Genomic DNA, 16,436 nt, shown 5'->3' on the forward strand with positions numbered 1-16,436 from the left:
CGCCTGTTAAGCACCAGGCGTTGCGATAATATTTTTCACGTGCGCCAACGCGTTTTCCAGCGGGGTGGCACTGCGAGAAATTTTGGCCTGCAGATTCGCTCCCAGCCACAGCGCATAAAGGATTTGCGCCTGCTGCAGTGGTTCTCCTGCAAACGTCAAACAATGACTATCACGTCCTTTTTCCAGCGCCAGCGCCAGGATGACCATAATTTTCCCGGCCCCCTGGTCCATTGCGGTGCGCATATCTTCCGACAGGTCGCACACTTCGGCGGAGAGTTTAACCGTCAGGCAGCCGCTGATGATTCCTTGCTGGCAAAACTGATTCAGGGTTTCCTGATAATAAGCCAGAATGCGATCGCGGTAATTGCCTGGACCCGTGTCAAAATGCACCGTCAGCCGCTGATGATAACCGGCAAAATGCCGTTCCAGCATGGCGACGCCAAAGGCTTCTTTAGAGCGAAAGTAGTGATAAAACGATCCTTTCGGCACCCCGGCGGTTTTGAGCAACTCGCTCAGTCCCATACCGGTAAAGCCTCGCTGCATGCAAAGATGCTCACCGGTAGCCAGTAAGTGTTCGCGGGTATCGTACTCAGTTTGCTTGTTCATGGCAGGGAGTGTAATAGACCAGTCGGTCTAATGCAAGACAGGTTGCCAGAAATCGTGTTTACGTCTTCAATAGAGTGAAGACCTAATGAAGAGGAAAGGGCGTGGCAGAGCAGTTAGAGTTTTTCCCCGTTCAGAGCCCATGTCGGGGAATTTGCCAGTCAGATGAACGCGGTTTTTGCCGGGGGTGCCTGCGCAGTCGGGATGAGCGGTTCAACTGGCAAAAAATGAGCGACGCACAAAAACAAGATGTGCTGCGGTTATGCCGCCAGCGTCTGCTGCGTAAATTACGCGCAAATAAACCCGCCGCGCCAGAAGAACCTCAACAGCCTTCACTCTTTTAAGCCACTAATTGTATATACTCGCTGTAATTTACTTCACGAGGAAGCAGTTATGGTTCAGCGTATTACTCTTGCGCCACAAGGCCCGGAATTCTCCCGCTTTGTCATGGGATACTGGCGACTGATGGACTGGAATATGTCCCCCCGGGAGCTGGTGAGCTTTATTGAAGAGCACCTGGATTTAGGTGTCACGACCGTGGACCATGCGGATATTTACGGGGGTTATCTGTGCGAGGCCGCCTTTGGCGAAGCGCTGAAACTGGCTCCTCATCTGCGTGAGCGGATGCAGATCGTCACCAAATGCGGGATCGCCACCACCGCCCGTGCGGAAAACGCGCTCGGCCACTACATCACCGACCGCGATCATATTGTGAAAAGTGCGGAACAGTCGTTGATCAATCTGGCGACCGACCATCTGGATCTGCTGCTGATCCACCGCCCGGACCCGCTGATGGATGCCGATGAGGTCGCCGAAGCCTTCAAACATCTGCATCAGAGTGGAAAAGTGCGTCACTTCGGCGTCTCCAACTTCACCCCGGCGCAGTTTACGCTGCTGCAATCGCGCCTTCCGTTCACGCTGGCGACCAACCAGGTGGAGATCTCTCCGGTTCACCAACCGCTGCTGTTAGACGGCACCCTCGATCAGCTTCAGCAACTGCGTATTCGCCCAATGGCCTGGTCCTGCCTTGGTGGCGGACGTCTCTTTAATGACGATGCGTTCCAGCCGCTGCGTAACGAACTGGCGGTCATTGCGCAAGAACTGAATGCCTCTTCTATTGAGCAGGTGGTTTACGCCTGGATACTGCGTCTGCCGTCGCAGCCGCTGCCGATCATAGGCTCCGGAAAAATCGAGCGTGTACGTGCGGCAGTGAAAGCCGAGTCTCTGAAAATGAGTCGTCAGCAGTGGTTCCGTATCCGTAAAGCTGCACTGGGTTACGACGTCCCGTAAACGTAAAATCGCGGATCTCCGTTCAAAATCGCGTCACTGGTTTACACTTAACCGACATACATACAGAACGGAGGTCCCATGAAGCGATTGAGTCTGGCTGTGTTAACCCTGTTAGCCTGTGCGGGGGCGCAAGCCGCCAGTGAAACAGTGGAGATGAATCTGGTTACCCCGCAAGGTGTCGGGCAGTCCATCGGGGAAGTCACCATTGCGGAAACCGAGAACGGACTGGAGTTTACACCGGATCTGAAAGCGTTGCCGCCGGGAGAACATGGTTTTCATATCCATGCCAACGGCAGCTGTCAGCCTGCCATTAAAGACGGTAAAGCGTCTGCTGCTGAGTCTGCGGGGGGACATTTTGACCCGCACAAAACCGGTAAACACGCCGGACCGGATGGCGAAGGGCACCTGGGCGATTTGCCCGTGCTGGTGGTGAATGACGAAGGTAAAGCCATTGTTCCTGTCACGGCAACGCGCCTGAAATCTCTTAACGACATCAAAGACAAAGCGCTGATGATCCACGTCGGTGGCGATAATATGTCCGATCAGCCCAAACCCCTGGGCGGTGGTGGGGCGCGTTTCGCTTGTGGCGTGATCAAATAATTAGGACGTCAGCGACCCTTCTGGCGGCGCTTGTTCCAGTTGGGAAAGCGAACAATACAGTCGCCAGACGATCGCCGCCAGTTCTTGCGCGGCGGGTTGATGATGGTGAGACAGCGTCTGGCAAATCCGCAGGAGTTCAGCCAGCGTCGCGGCAAGCGGTCGTTGCTGGACGCCGCGTTCGCTCATCACATCATGCAGTAAAGCAATACAGATGTCCCTGACCTGCGACAGCGGGTCAGAACGCGATTCCCAGCTGCGCAGTTGCCAGACGACGTGCGAACAGTTGAGCAACACCACGCCCCAGCGTAGCAGCCAACGCCGTGCCAGCGCATCCTGACTGTTGCTTAACTGACTGATATGGTGATAGGTCAGCGACTCGTACTCATTTTCACTGTACGTCGGATAACGGCTCAACTGATCGACAAAGCTCCGGCGCAGCGCCCGAATATGACGCCGGCTTTTGCGTGCATCCGAACCGGGACGCAAAATCGCGAACGCCAGCCATGACAACGCCACGCCGACAATCTTCGCCGTATTGTCATTCAGAAAATCGGCAAAGTCATAGACCGGCGGGTTGGTCACGGCGATAAACGAACCCATAAAGACAATCAGTTGCCCCCAAAGCCCCGCCAGTTTTGGCATCTGCAATTTCAATAATTGCATGGTGGTCAGCAAGGGGAACAAAAACAGCAGGAACTCCCACAGGTCACTAATCTGCACCATCAGCCCGAACTTGACCACGAAACTGAACAGCGAGAGCAATACCAGCGTGCGCATCAGCAGTGAGAGTGATTTAAACGGTGTGGCGACGACGGAGTAAAGCACGCTGCTGATGGCCGCCAGGGTCAGCGCCGCCGATCCCGATTCCCACTGTGAAACAATGCTCCATGTGCCAATCAGCATTAGCGTGACGAAGGTGCGCAGGCCGCTCCAGAGGGCTTCTGCGTGGTCGGTATGCCGTGCCAGCGCCGGCGCGCGCGGAATGTTAACGGTAGTAAGCGGCCCGCCATTTTCAATCACGCGTAGCTGACGGCTGGTACGCAGATAGAGACGGCAGAAATAACGTAACCGCTGCCAGAAGGCGACGTGACGATAGTCGCTTACGTCGGTGGGGGCGAGTGGCGCAATAATCCGCGCGACGGCATAACTGTCAGTTTGTGAACGGGCCAGTGCTGTCAACAGTTGGTCAATAACATCACGTGTGTGGGCCGGAGGCGTCGGCCAGTTCAGTAACATTCTGCGCAGGCTCGAGATGACACTGGTCAGGCGCAGTTGATGGTGCAGCAGGACGTTCAGCAGCGCATTCTGACGCCGGAAGCGGTAATGGCTCCAGAATGCCTGAATACGCAGTAAATTCATTGTCAAAATCTGCCCGATCACCCCTTCGTGGGCCGAGCGGATGGCGTCAGTAGACTCAGGTTGCCACAGCAGGCTGGCGTGTTCCAACAGGCGCGCGTGCATGTTCTTCAGCGCGGTCAGTAGCGCGGTGCCATCGGAGGTGCTGGGCAAAATCATCATCATCGTGCCGCCGCAGAGGATCCCGACAATCACTTCGCAAACACGCGCCTGGGCGATATCCCAGAGTTGAGTGATGTCGACAATGTTCACCATCGGGAAGGCAATAATGGCGGCGGTGTATCCCGCGAGCTGGAAGGCATAAGCCACATTGTTGGTAAACTGCGCGCAGGCCCACGTACAGAAACCAATCCAGGCGGACATGCTCAACAAAAACAGCCACGGTTCGTTGAGCGTATGCCCGGCAAGAATTAACGCTGCGGTCGCCCCCAGCAGACTGCCGGCAATGCGCCCGAGACTTTTACTGATTACGCCGCCGACGGTGGGAAAACTGACCACGGCGGCGGAGGTCATCGCCCAATAGGGTTCATCCAGATTGAGGTAGTAGGCAAACGTCAGCGCCAGGCACATCGCGAGGGTATTACGCAGGGCATAGCGCCACTGCCCGGCCGTCGCTTTCAGCCACGGCGTATTGCCCAGAGACACGCGCAGTCGCTTCATTTAGTTGGCGATCGCTACGCTACAGGTCGTGCCGGAAACGAGCGTTACGTCACGTGGAAGCTGGTCAAATTCGATACGCACCGGAACGCGCTGCGCCAGACGCACCCAGGGCACGTTGGGTTTAATATCCGGCACCAGACCGGAATCGCTCTCCACGCTTTGGTCGTAAATCGCGCGGCCAATGCTGGATACGTGACCCTGTAACTTAATATTGCCGCTGTAAAGTGTAATCTGGGCAGGTGCGCCTTCGCGGATATGACGCAGCTTGGTTTCTTCAAAATAACCCATCACATAGAAGGAGTGGCTGTCCACCAGGGCAAACAACGGTTGACCGGAGGTGGCGAAGTCACCGGTACGCGTCGACAGATTGGTTATCCACCCGGAGACCGGGGCGTGGACATCCGTCTGCGCCAGTTGCCACTGCGCCTGTCTGAGCGTCGCCTGAGCGACGTCTACGCTTGCCTGCATCGCTTTGACGTTCAGATTGGCGGTGTCCAGCTCTTCAGCGGAGATAAAATTCTGCGATAAGTGACGACGGCGAGTGGCTTCGTTATTGGCTTTCGCCAGTTCCGATTGTGCTTTAGCCAGTTGCGCCTGCGCGTTGAGCTCGGCGATATGAAAAGGGGTCTTATCGATACGAAAAAGCAGATCGCCGGCGTTGACGAACTGGTTATCTTTTATCGGGAGATCGACGATGGCGCCGGACACCTGCGGCGTAACGCTGACCTGTTCGGCTCGCACCTTTCCGTCACGCGTCCACGGGGATTGCATGTAATAATTCCACATAAACCATCCCGCCAGAACGGCGAGGGTAGCAACCACAATGGTGGAGAAATATTTCAGTGTTTTCAGCGTCATAATTACCATGCAACCAATAAAAGAAGACCCAAACAGACGCAGAGGGCAAAAATTGACAGATCCATCAATAAAGGATGCCAGATTTCACCCGAGTAAATCCGGTCGCGCAGCAGGCGATGGATGAAAAGCCAGAGGAGAAATCCCAGCGCAAAGGCCTTGAACAGCGGCGGGAAGTAAACAGATGCGCCAATCACTAAATCCTGTAAGGGCATCCCTGTTGTATTGTGTGCGGAGGTCACAAGCAATAGTCCTTTGCGTCAGGCTACGTTTATCCAGGTTTAGCAAAAACTGGTACGAAGCGTGCTTTTTTCGCGTAATGTCTGAAAAATATGTCTGTCGGTAACCAAATGCAGCAATACATTTGTTTTAGCAATACAATTGCTGCACACTATTCTAAAATCAGTATAATATCTTAGCAAGCTAATTATAAGGAGATGAAATTGGAATCGCCACTAGGTTCTGATCTGGCACGGTTGGTGCGCATTTGGCGTGCTTTGATAGACCACCGTCTTAAGCCTCTGGAATTGACGCAGACGCACTGGGTTACGCTGCATAATATTCATCAACTGCCACCGGATCAATCACAGATACAACTGGCAAAAGCGATTGGCATCGAACAGCCGTCACTGGTACGTACGCTGGATCAGCTCGAAGAGAAAGGGCTTATTTCGCGTCAAACCTGTGTCAGCGATCGCCGGGCCAAACGGATTAAACTGACAGAAAAGGCAGAGCCGCTGATTGCTGATATGGAAGCGGTTATCAACAAAACGCGTGGTGAAATTCTGGAAGGGATTTCTGCGCAGGAAATTGACCTGCTGATTAAACTGATCACCCGACTTGAACACAATATTATTGAGCTACAGTCGCACGATTAATGTCATGAAACGTGTGGTCAGGACCTGACCACACGTTAATTCACTTAGCGCGGAGAAACGGTAACCTGACGACCGTTGCTGGCCAGTACGACACGCTGTCCGGCAGAGAAACGCGTATCACCTTGTTTCTGAACAACCATGATGGTGTTGCCATCATCCTTACGGATTTCCAGTTCAACACCCTGCGTTTTGTTCATCGCACCCTGCACGCCTTGTCCGGCGACACCACCGGCGACAGCACCCGCCGCCGTTGCCAGAGAACGGCCCGTACCACCACCCACAGTGTTACCCAGGAAGCCACCGAGCACAGCACCACCAATGGCGCCGATCACGTTATCATTATCACCAGCCTGAATTTTTACCGGACGCACGTTTACAATCGTCCCGTAGGTAACGTTCTGAACCTGCTTCGCTTCAGAAGCGGTATAGACATCGCCTGAAAGGCTATCCGTGTTGGCACAACCCACTAAAGATAAGCCAGCCAGTGAAACGATCAGTACACGTTTAATCATTTAAAAATCTCCTGTTCACCATGAAACGCTACCCAAGCATCCCTCATGGTCAAATTATATGGCATTTGCGCGTTTAAGGTCACATGTTCTGTCTGAATGATGCAGAAATCATAATAACAGGCAGCTTAACCAACTTTAAACGAACTATTCAGTGAATTTATTAAATCAACGCGGCGAGGGTGCTTTCGGGAAAAACGTGAATGAAGCGTAGCATTGACTGCGCGTTTATGATGGAGTGTTGGCAAAAAGTCATGCTTAAAAAGGAACATGTATGAAATCGGGCCGTTACATTGGCGTGATGTCAGGCACCAGCCTTGATGGTGTTGATGTCGTACTGGCGACGATAGATGACACGATGGTGGCCCAACAGGGGAGTCTCACCTGGCCGATGCCTGTTTCCCTTAAACAGGCGATTCTCGATATTTGCCAGGGGCAATCTCTGACGCTTTCCCAGTTGGGGCAGTTGGATGTTCGGTTGGGCAAACTGTTTGCCGAGGCGGTCAACGCGCTACTGGCGCAGGAAAAACTGCGTCCGCAAGACATTATCGCTATCGGTTGCCACGGGCAAACGGTGTGGCATGAACCCACCGGCGCGGCGCCGCATACGCTGCAGATCGGCGATAACAATCAAATTGTGGCGCATACCGGAATCACGGTAGTCGGCGATTTCCGTCGTCGTGATATCGCGCTGGGCGGACAGGGCGCGCCACTGGTACCTGCATTTCATCAGGCGCTGCTCGCGCATCCGACCGAGCGAAGAATGGTGCTCAATATTGGCGGCATTGCGAATCTGTCGCTGCTGATTCCAGGGCAGCCCGTGCGTGGATACGACACCGGACCCGGCAATATGCTGATGGATGCCTGGATCTGGCGGCAGTGCGGCAAACCCTATGATAAAGATGCGCAATGGGCCTGCGGTGGGACGGTGATTATTCCGTTGCTACAAACGATGCTCAGCGATCCCTGGTTCTCGCTACCGGCACCGAAAAGCACCGGGCGTGAATACTTCAACTACGGCTGGATTGAACGGCAACTGACGGCGTTCCCGGGGATTGCGCCGCGCGATGTTCAGGCGACGTTGACGGAGCTGACGGCGGTCACCATCTCTGAACAGGTGTTGCTGAGTGGGGGCTGTGAACGTCTGATGGTCTGCGGCGGCGGTAGTCGTAATCCTTTGTTAATGACCCGACTGGCGGGACTGCTGCCGGGAACGGAAGTGACGACCACCGATGAGGCCGGGATCAGCGGCGATGATATGGAAGCGTTGGCATTTGCCTGGCTGGCGTGGCGCACGCTGGCAGGTCTTCCGGGCAATTTGCCCTCGGTGACCGGTGCCTCTGAAGCAAGCATTCTGGGCGCGGTGTTTCCCGCCACCCCACGAACTCAGAGTTAACTGAATTTTTCTTTCGTCTTCTGCCGTTACACTGTGGGGATTAGGAGGGTGAATTCACCCTCCTGGACCAGGAAAGTCTACAGGATACGTCTATGAAAAAACTGCTACTCATCTGTTTTCCGCTTATGCTCTCTGGTTGTAGCGTCTACAACCAGTTTGTTGAACGTATGCAAACGGATACGCTGGAATACCAGTGTGATGAAAAACCGCTGACGGTAAAATTGAATAATACCCGTCAGGAGGTGAATTTTGTTTATGACAACAAACTGCTTAATCTGAAGCAGGGTATTTCGGCGTCAGGCGCGCGCTATACCGACGGAATCTATGTGTTCTGGTCGAAAGGCGACGGCGCGACCGTCTACAAACGTGACCGTATCGTGCTGAATAACTGCCAGTTACAAAACCCGAAGCGTTGAGATTTCCAGCAGGGCGGCGCACAATAGCGCCACCCACTGACAATCCGTAGCGAACCCCATGTCTGATAACGACGAATTGCAGCAAATCGCGCATCTGCGCCGTGAATACACCAAAGGCGGTCTGCGTCGCCGCGATCTTCCCGCTGAGCCATTAACGCTTTTCGAACGCTGGCTGGCTCAGGCATGTGACGCCAGACTGGCGGATCCCACCGCCATGGTTGTAGCGACCGTTGACGAAAATGGCCAACCGTATCAGCGTATTGTGTTGCTGAAACACTACGATGAAAGAGGGCTGGTGTTCTATACCAACCTCGGCAGCCGTAAAGCGCATCAAATCGAAAAAAATCCCCGCATCAGCCTGCTGTTTCCCTGGCATATGCTGGAACGTCAGGTGATGGTGACGGGTAAAGCCGAACGCTTATCGACCCTGGAAGTGGTGAAGTATTTCCACAGCCGTCCGCGTGACAGCCAGATTGGCGCCTGGGTCTCGAAACAGTCCAGCCGCATTTCCGCGCGCGGGATCCTCGAAAGTAAATTCCTCGAATTAAAACAGAAATTCCAGCAAGGCGAAGTGCCGCTGCCCAGTTTCTGGGGCGGATTCCGCGTCAGCATAGAACAGATGGAGTTCTGGCAGGGCGGTGAGCACCGACTGCATGACCGCTTTTTATACCAGCGTGAAAATGATGCATGGAAAATTGACCGTCTCGCACCATAAACCCGGAAAATTGTTGCGTTAAGCGCTAGCGCTGTGTGCGCCAGCGCTTTATTCTATAGAGCTTTCGCGTCTGGCGAAAAGTCGTGTACCGGCAAAGGTGCAGTCGTTTTATACATGGAGATTTTGATGGCAAGCAGTAACTTGATTAAACAATTGCAAGAGCGGGGGCTGGTTGCCCAGGTGACGGACGAGGAAGCGTTAGCAGAGCGACTGGCGCAAGGCCCGATCGCGCTCTATTGCGGCTTCGATCCTACCGCTGACAGCTTGCATTTGGGGCATCTGGTTCCCTTGTTATGCCTGAAACGCTTCCAGCAGGCAGGCCATAAACCTGTGGCGCTGGTCGGTGGCGCGACCGGTCTGATTGGCGACCCGAGCTTTAAAGCCGCCGAGCGTAAACTGAACACCGAAGACACCGTTCAGGAGTGGGTAGACAAAATCCGTAAACAGGTTGCTCCGTTCCTGGATTTCGACTGCGGCGACAACTCCGCTATCGCGGCGAATAACTATGACTGGTTCGGCAACATGAACGTGCTGACCTTCCTGCGCGATATCGGTAAGCATTTCTCTGTCAACCAGATGATCAACAAAGAAGCGGTGAAGCAGCGTCTGAACCGTGACGATCAAGGGATCTCCTTCACTGAGTTCTCCTATAACCTGTTACAGGGTTATGACTTTGCCTGTCTGAATAAACTGCATGGCGTGGCGCTGCAAATCGGTGGTTCCGATCAGTGGGGTAACATCACCTCCGGGATCGACCTGACGCGTCGTCTGCATCAGAATCAGGTCTTCGGTCTGACCGTTCCGCTGATCACCAAAGCGGACGGTACCAAGTTCGGCAAAACCGAAGGCGGCGCAGTATGGCTGGATCCGAAGAAAACCAGTCCGTACAAATTCTATCAGTTCTGGATCAACACGGCGGACGCCGACGTGTATCGCTTCCTGAAGTTCTTCACCTTCATGGACATTGAAGAGATCAATGCGCTGGAAGAAGAAGACAAGAACAGCGGGAAAGCGCCGCGTGCGCAGTACGTGCTGGCCGAGCAGGTCACGCGTCTGGTGCATGGCGAAGAGGGCCTTATCGCGGCGAAACGCATCACCGAGAGCCTGTTCAACGGTACGCTGAGCGATTTGAGCGAAGCGGACTTCGAACAACTGGCGCAGGACGGTGTGCCAATGGTCGAGATGGAAAAAGGCGCAGATCTGATGCAGGCGCTGGTGGATTCCGAACTGCAGCCGTCTCGTGGTCAGGCGCGTAAGACCATTGCGTCAAACGCGATCACCATTAACGGCGAGAAGCAGTCGGATCCGGAGTACACCTTCACCGAAGGCGATCGTCTGTACGGCCGCTACACGCTGCTGCGTCGCGGTAAGAAGAATTACTGTCTGGTGTGCTGGAAGTAATCGAAAGTTAGCAGGGGCGTGGGAAACCACGCCCCTTTATTTTTTCAGGGTTGTGGTAAGCAAAAAATGAAGAATATCCTCGCCATTCAGTCCCACGTTGTTTTTGGACATGCTGGCAATAGCGCCGCGGAGTTTCCGATGCGCCGCCTCGGTGCCAACGTCTGGCCCCTCAATACGGTTCAATTCTCTAATCACACGCAATACGGCAAATGGACTGGCTGCGTCATGCCGCCCTCTCATCTGACGGAGATTGTGCAGGGCATTGCCGATATCGATCAGCTGAAGCGCTGTGATGCGGTGCTGAGCGGTTATCTGGGTTCTGCCGAGCAGGGCGAGCATATTCTGGGGATTGTGCGTCAGGTGAAAGCGGCGAATCCGGCGGCGAAATATTTTTGTGACCCGGTGATGGGACATCCGGAAAAGGGGTGCATTGTCGCGCCTGGCGTCGCCGAATTTCATGTTCGCCACGCGTTACCTGCCAGCGACATCATCGCCCCGAATCTGATTGAGCTGGAAATTCTCTGTGAACACGCGGTGAACACCGTGGATGAAGCGGTTACCGCCGCCCGCGAGCTCATTGCACAGGGGCCGGAGATTGTGCTGGTCAAACACCTGGCGCGAGCGGGTTACAGTCAGGATCGTTTTGAAATGCTGCTGGTTACTGCCGATGACGCCTGGCACATCAGTCGTCCGCTGGTGGATTTCGGTGTCCGTCAGCCGGTCGGCGTGGGCGATGTGACCAGTGGTTTACTGTTAGTGAAATTGCTGCAGGGGGCGACAATCCAGCAGGCGCTGGAACATGTGACGGCGGCGGTGTATGAGATTATGATTGCTACCAAAGCAATGCAGGAATATGAACTGCAGGTGGTGGCGGCGCAGGATCGTATCGCTCAACCAGACCACTACTTTAGCGCCACACAGCTTTGACTTGCCTGCCGGATGCGGCGTTGACCGCCGCCATCCGGCCTGATTCGCTTACTGTATTCCTTCCGCCTTCAGCGCTGCCGCAACGCCCGGACGCTCAGCCACTCGTTTCATATATGCCGCAATATTCTCTAACCCGTCCATATTGAGTTTTACCGCATACGCCCAGCGCAGTACGGTGAAAAGGTAGGCATCCGCGATAGTGAAACGCGAGCCACAAATCCATTGTCCCTCTTTGAGAGCGGCATCAACGTACTGCATTTTCTTTTCAAGAAGCGCGCGAACGGTCGGTTTATACTCTTCTGGAGTGTCAGGGCGAAACAGCGGCGTGAAGCCTTTATGCAGTTCAGTCGCAATGTAGTTAAGCCATTCCAGCGTCTTGTAGCGTGAAATGCTGCTCACGGGAGCCAGCAACTGGCGATCAGGAACGCTGTCGGCGAGATATTGCATAATCGCCACGCCTTCGGTCAGCAGCGTACCATCATCGAGCAGCAAAGCGGGAACCTGTCCTTTCGGGTTGACCGCGAAAAAATCATCGCCGTTTTCCAGACGCTTTTTCATCAAATCCACGCCATCCAGCGTGAAATCTTTCCCACTCTCGCGAAGGGTAATATGGGAGGCAAGAGAGCAGGCGCCTGGCTTGTAGAACAGTTTCATCGATAACTCCTTTCAACTGAGGTTTAACGTATCCTGGTTCGGGTTCAGGCAAAAAAAAAGCCGCTAACGCAACGTTAGCAGCTTCATTATGCGTTTCCCAGAAATTTACGCGGTAGCGGTTTTAGACGCTTTCTCGCGAGGTTCGTCGTCCTGAGTCATGCGGTTCAGTTTCGGCGCCGTCAGCAACATCAGAACAGCGATCACTGCGGTCGCCACGCCAATCTGCAGGAACACGCGACCATACACTTCCAGAGACATCAGCGGGTCCGTTACGTTTTCCGGAACCGCCATCATGCTGGCGACATAACCGCCAATGATGTTGGCGCCTGCAGTGGTGAGGAACCAGCTACCCATGATGAAGCCCATCAGACGCTGTGGAACCAGCTGTGCCACCATGGCCAGGCCCAGACCGGAAATCATCAGCTCACCGATACTTTGCAGGCCGTAGCAGATGATCAGCCAGTTAACGGAAACGATGCCCGCATCAGAGGCGAATTTGGCACCCAGCGGCAGGATCAGGAACGCGCCTGAACACAGCACCATACCAATGGCAAACTTCGTCGGCATCGGCAGAGTGTCGCCCATCTTGTTATAGATAGCCGCGAGGATAGGACTACCAATGATGATCCAGAACGGGTTCAGCGCCTGATACTGTTCAGGTTCGAACGCGATGCCAAGAATGGAGTGCTCAACGTTACGGATAGCGAAGAAGTTCAGCGATGTCGGCATCTGGCTGTACAGCACGAAGAAGATGATCGCTTCCAGCATCAGAATGAACGCCACGATCATTTTACGACGAGCCGCACCCTGCATAGAGAAGGCTTCTTTACCGAAGATAATCACGATACCAAGCGCGATCACACCCAGAACCATGCGGGCGATTTGCTGGTTATGCAGCAGCCAGGTGGCGATCGCGATGAGCGCGATAACACCGACGATGGTCAGCAGCAGGTTGCGGAAGTTAATCGGCTCAAAGTCAGGTTTAGAACCGTAGTTCTTCACCCAACGCTGGCAGAACGCGAAGTTCACCACGGTGATCAGCATACCGACAACGCTCAACGCGAACGCGGTGCTCCAGCCGTAATGCGCGGCAAGCCACGGCGTTGCCAGCATTGAGAAGAATGAACCGATATTGACGGACATGTAGTACATCGTAAATGCACCATCAAGACGCGGGTCATCTTTTGCATAGCAGGTTGAGAGCAGCGAGGACGGGTTAGCTTTAAACAGACCATTACCCACGGCAATGGCGGCCATCCCCATATAAACGATGCCAGCGTCGTGTCCGGACCATGCCACCAGGGCATAACCAATAGCCAGGACTACCGCACCAAGCATAATGACGCGCTTGGTACCCAGAATTTTATCGCCTAACCAGCCACCAATGGCGACCAGACCGTAAACCAGGGCGCTAAAAGACGAGAAAAGAGTGATTGAATCCGCTTCAGACATACCCAGTTGTTTAACCAGGTAAACGGCCATAATTCCTTGTAAGCCGTAATAACCGAAACGCTCCCAGAGCTCAATCGAGAAGATGAGATAGAACGCCTTCGGTTGTTTGAAAGCGTTAAGACTGACGCTTTCCGTTGGTTTCTTGTTTGCAGTAGACACTTTAGCCTCTTTTTTTACATCCCATATTAACGGGGGTGTTCTGTCACGTGATACCACTGGGTAGCCGTGAAATTGTTATAGTGGGAGGGGAAACGGCAAGTAATGTTCACTATCTTGCACTTTCAGACAAGTCTTTTGTAATAACCTGTTACATATATCTCATCTGGTGAATTCATCGGGGTAGATAAATGTTATCTAGCGTTAAATTTTTTTAATTGCGTAATGGCAGTTTTTTACGCTGTCAACGGGCCCTGAAAATCGCTATATGGCGATATGTTCTGCTATATGCCGTTTAACCTAGTGATAAAGGCCAGTATCTAAAAAATAGCCAGTGTAATGTTTTGTGTATAAAAACTGACTCCTTGTCATCTGATTGTAGAATTAACCAAATTCAACAAAATAATTTACATAGGGTTATCACTATGATCGGGATCACAGTTGGATAGAAATTTTCGTTATTAAAAAAAGGATTAACCTGAATAAGCACTAATCACCAGGATTATTCATTTGTCTAAACCTGATGACGTGGAATCATTGACGGAATGAAGAGGAAGAAGTAGAGGATAACAAAAAGTTATGGCGGGGCGGATGGGGTTGCCCCGACGAGTCAGATATCGACCTTCTCTTTGTATTCACAAAGATCTTCGATGATGCAGGAGCCACAGCGCGGCTTGCGGGCAATACAGGTGTAACGACCGTGCAGGATCAGCCAGTGGTGGCAGTCGACCTTAAACTCTGCGGGAACCACTTTCAGCAATTTCTCTTCCACCTGCTCAACGTTCTTGCCGGGCGCAAAGTGGGTACGGTTACAGACGCGAAAGATATGCGTGTCGACGGCGATGGTGGGCCAGCCGAAGGCGGTGTTCAGCACGACGTTTGCCGTCTTGCGACCCACGCCCGGCAGGGCTTCAAGCGCCGCACGATCCTCAGGCACCTCGCCATGATGTTGCTCAAGCAGGATGCGGCAGGTCTTAATCACGTTTTCGGCTTTGCTGTTAAACAGGCCGATCGTTTTGATATAGGACTTCACGCCTTCAACGCCGAGTTCCAGCATGGCGGCGGGGGTATTGGCAACCGGGTAGAGTTTCGCCGTGGCCTTGTTCACGCTGACATCTGTCGCCTGGGCCGATAACAGCACGGCGATCAACAGTTCAAAGGGCGAGCTGAAATTCAGTTCGGTCGTCGGATGCGGATTATTCGCGCGTAATCGGGTTAAAATTTCTAACCGCTTTGCTTTATTCATGAGACATTCCCTGGTTCACCGGAAGGCAACTCCGTTGCGACAGACGCACTGGCGCGACGTTTTTTCATCTTCTCATCAATGAGATATTTCACCGCCAGCATGAGTCCCAGGCCAATAAAGGCGCCGGGGGGCAGCATTGCCAGCAGGAAAGGAGAGTCGGTGTGGAAAATTTCCACGCGCAGTACCTTTGCCCAGCTACCGAGCAGCCCATCCGCACCGTCAAACAAGGTTCCGTTGCCGATAATCTCACGCAGAGAGCCCAGCACAAACATAGCGCCGGTTGCGCCCATCCCGATGGAAAACCCGTCGAGCGCAGAGAGCGCCGGACCCTTTTTGGCGGCGAAGGCTTCAGCACGTCCCACCACAATACAGTTGGTCACGATCAGCGGGATAAAAATCCCCAGCGACTGGTAGAGGCCAAAGGCATAGGCGTTGATCAGCATCTGTACCACACTGACGACCGACGCGATAATCATCACATAAATTGGGATACGAATTTCTGCCGGCGTCCAGCGACGTAATGTCGAGACCGCCAGATTAGTCAGGGTCAATACCAGCGTGGTGGCAAGACCCAGTCCCAACGCATTGGTCGCCGTAGAGGTTACCGCCAGCAGAGGGCACAGTCCCAACAGTTGTACCAGCGCCGAGTTGTTTTTCCACAATCCCTGAACGATGACGTCTTTAATTTCGCTCATGATTTATTCTCCGCAGGCCGGAAGTTGAGGAAGTTGTGCCGGCAGCGTCCGGGCATACAGTCCGGCACGCTTGACGGCATTGACCACCGCACGTGGCGTAATCGTCGCCCCGGTAAACTGGTCAAAATCCCCGCCGTCTTTTTTCACGGCCCAGTGGCTGTCGTTATCACTCTGGATTTTTTTTCCGCTGAAACCGGTGATCCAGTCAGACAGACGCCGTTCTATTTTATCGCCCAGACCCGGCGTTTCATGGTGTTCCGTCACGCGAGTGCCTAAAATCGTACCGCTGAAATCGGCGCCGACCAACAACTGGATGGCACCGGAATAACCATCCGGTGCCGTCGCCTCAAGTACCGCCGCCACGGGAGTCCCGTCCTGCTCAGCGATATAAACGCGATGCTCGCCTTTGCCCAGCTCAGGGGCGCTGACCACGACGCAGCGATCCTGCAAACGGTTATTATAGCGATCGGCAGGCAAGACCTGATCAAACAGCGCCTTTTGCTGAATGGCTGCCTGTTCATCAATGGTGGTTTTGGTCAACTGGTTGATGGCGGCGGTGAGTCCGGTCGAGCCAGCGGCAAACAGCGCCAGGGTGATGCCATGTTTACGAATCGTTTTCAGCATGGA

The 16,436-nt window shown here is 53.7% G+C and carries 18 protein-coding genes and 1 pseudogene; 9 read left to right on the forward strand and 10 right to left on the reverse strand.

What is annotated here, in order from left to right; all coding sequences use genetic code 11:
- Window positions 1-6: 6 nt before the first annotated feature.
- Entirely contained in the window at window positions 7-606 is a 600-nt protein-coding gene (locus HVZ37_RS10215) for a TetR/AcrR family transcriptional regulator (protein WP_043000805.1), read from the reverse strand.
- A 101-nt stretch (window positions 607-707) separates the two neighbouring features.
- Between HVZ37_RS10215 and HVZ37_RS10220 the strand changes: the two genes are divergently transcribed.
- The 3 genes from HVZ37_RS10220 to sodC all read left to right on the forward strand — a co-directional run bounded on the left by HVZ37_RS10220 (window position 708) and on the right by sodC (window position 2,493).
- Window positions 708-947: a DUF1289 domain-containing protein gene (locus tag HVZ37_RS10220; RefSeq protein WP_043000804.1), complete on the forward strand. Its 240-nt coding sequence runs from the start codon at window positions 708-710 to the stop codon at window positions 945-947.
- A gap of 49 nt (window positions 948-996) precedes the next feature.
- On the forward strand, window positions 997-1,893 hold the full coding sequence (locus tag HVZ37_RS10225; protein WP_043000803.1) for an aldo/keto reductase family oxidoreductase: 897 nt from the start codon (window positions 997-999) through the stop codon (window positions 1,891-1,893).
- Window positions 1,894-1,971: 78 nt separating this feature from the next.
- Window positions 1,972-2,493: a superoxide dismutase [Cu-Zn] SodC gene (gene sodC / locus HVZ37_RS10230; RefSeq protein WP_043000802.1), complete on the forward strand. Its 522-nt coding sequence runs from the start codon at window positions 1,972-1,974 to the stop codon at window positions 2,491-2,493.
- Here the strand turns inward: sodC and HVZ37_RS10235 are convergent.
- The 3 genes and pseudogenes from HVZ37_RS10235 to HVZ37_RS10245 all read right to left on the reverse strand — a co-directional run bounded on the left by HVZ37_RS10235 (window position 2,436) and on the right by HVZ37_RS10245 (window position 5,579).
- Window positions 2,436-4,509 (reverse strand): annotated as a pseudogene (locus HVZ37_RS10235) (FUSC family protein). The gene sodC and the pseudogene HVZ37_RS10235 sit on opposite strands and share 58 nt — an antisense overlap.
- On the reverse strand, window positions 4,510-5,367 hold the full coding sequence (locus HVZ37_RS10240) for an HlyD family secretion protein (protein WP_061070164.1): 858 nt from the start codon (window positions 5,365-5,367) through the stop codon (window positions 4,510-4,512). It abuts the pseudogene before it with no gap.
- A 2-nt stretch (window positions 5,368-5,369) separates the two neighbouring features.
- Complete coding sequence (locus tag HVZ37_RS10245; RefSeq protein ID WP_181628477.1) at window positions 5,370-5,579, reverse strand: DUF1656 domain-containing protein; 210 nt, start codon at window positions 5,577-5,579, stop codon at window positions 5,370-5,372.
- A 222-nt stretch (window positions 5,580-5,801) separates the two neighbouring features.
- Between HVZ37_RS10245 and slyA the strand changes: the two genes are divergently transcribed.
- Complete coding sequence (gene slyA, locus HVZ37_RS10250; RefSeq protein ID WP_080343305.1) at window positions 5,802-6,242, forward strand: transcriptional regulator SlyA; 441 nt, start codon at window positions 5,802-5,804, stop codon at window positions 6,240-6,242.
- A 44-nt stretch (window positions 6,243-6,286) separates the two neighbouring features.
- On the opposite strand, the gene slyB is transcribed toward slyA, so the two are convergent.
- Window positions 6,287-6,754 (reverse strand): outer membrane lipoprotein SlyB, encoded by a 468-nt coding sequence (gene slyB / locus HVZ37_RS10255; protein ID WP_043000799.1) that lies wholly within the window; start codon window positions 6,752-6,754, stop codon window positions 6,287-6,289.
- A 271-nt stretch (window positions 6,755-7,025) separates the two neighbouring features.
- Between slyB and anmK the strand changes: the two genes are divergently transcribed.
- The 5 genes from anmK (at window position 7,026) to pdxY (ending at window position 11,606) form a co-directional block, all read left to right on the forward strand.
- Complete coding sequence (gene anmK, locus HVZ37_RS10260) at window positions 7,026-8,147, forward strand: anhydro-N-acetylmuramic acid kinase (protein ID WP_054176667.1); 1,122 nt, start codon at window positions 7,026-7,028, stop codon at window positions 8,145-8,147.
- Between the two features lie 92 nt (window positions 8,148-8,239).
- A complete protein-coding gene (gene mliC / locus HVZ37_RS10265) occupies window positions 8,240-8,563 on the forward strand; it encodes a C-type lysozyme inhibitor (protein ID WP_044254665.1) in 324 nt (107 codons plus the stop codon).
- A 58-nt stretch (window positions 8,564-8,621) separates the two neighbouring features.
- Window positions 8,622-9,278, forward strand: a complete 657-nt coding sequence (gene pdxH, locus HVZ37_RS10270; protein WP_043000796.1) for a pyridoxamine 5'-phosphate oxidase — start codon at window positions 8,622-8,624, stop codon at window positions 9,276-9,278.
- 126 nt (window positions 9,279-9,404) lie between these two features.
- Window positions 9,405-10,679 (forward strand): tyrosine--tRNA ligase, encoded by a 1,275-nt coding sequence (gene tyrS, locus HVZ37_RS10275; RefSeq protein ID WP_043000795.1) that lies wholly within the window; start codon window positions 9,405-9,407, stop codon window positions 10,677-10,679.
- Window positions 10,680-10,745: 66 nt separating this feature from the next.
- A complete protein-coding gene (pdxY, locus tag HVZ37_RS10280) occupies window positions 10,746-11,606 on the forward strand; it encodes a pyridoxal kinase PdxY (RefSeq protein WP_043000794.1) in 861 nt (286 codons plus the stop codon).
- A 48-nt stretch (window positions 11,607-11,654) separates the two neighbouring features.
- Here pdxY and gstA read toward each other — a convergent pair whose 3' ends face one another.
- The 5 genes from gstA to rsxG all read right to left on the reverse strand — a co-directional run bounded on the left by gstA (window position 11,655) and on the right by rsxG (window position 16,433).
- Complete coding sequence (gene gstA, locus HVZ37_RS10285; protein WP_043000793.1) at window positions 11,655-12,260, reverse strand: glutathione transferase GstA; 606 nt, start codon at window positions 12,258-12,260, stop codon at window positions 11,655-11,657.
- A 105-nt stretch (window positions 12,261-12,365) separates the two neighbouring features.
- Window positions 12,366-13,871, reverse strand: a complete 1,506-nt coding sequence (gene dtpA, locus HVZ37_RS10290; protein WP_043000792.1) for a dipeptide/tripeptide permease DtpA — start codon at window positions 13,869-13,871, stop codon at window positions 12,366-12,368.
- 607 nt (window positions 13,872-14,478) lie between these two features.
- Window positions 14,479-15,114: an endonuclease III gene (nth, locus tag HVZ37_RS10295; protein ID WP_043000791.1), complete on the reverse strand. Its 636-nt coding sequence runs from the start codon at window positions 15,112-15,114 to the stop codon at window positions 14,479-14,481.
- Entirely contained in the window at window positions 15,111-15,809 is a 699-nt protein-coding gene (locus HVZ37_RS10300; protein WP_044254659.1) for an electron transport complex subunit E, read from the reverse strand. The genes nth and HVZ37_RS10300 overlap by 4 nt, the downstream gene beginning before the upstream one ends.
- A 3-nt stretch (window positions 15,810-15,812) precedes the next feature.
- The gene (gene rsxG / locus HVZ37_RS10305; RefSeq protein ID WP_044254656.1) at window positions 15,813-16,433 is read right to left on the reverse strand and encodes an electron transport complex subunit RsxG; all 621 of its coding nucleotides are present in this window, start codon (window positions 16,431-16,433) and stop codon (window positions 15,813-15,815) included.
- Window positions 16,434-16,436: the final 3 nt, after the last annotated feature.

Origin of the sequence: Citrobacter sp. RHB35-C17, from assembly GCF_013816795.1 — a bacterium.
Classification (GTDB): Bacteria; Pseudomonadota; Gammaproteobacteria; order Enterobacterales; family Enterobacteriaceae; genus Citrobacter_A; species Citrobacter_A amalonaticus.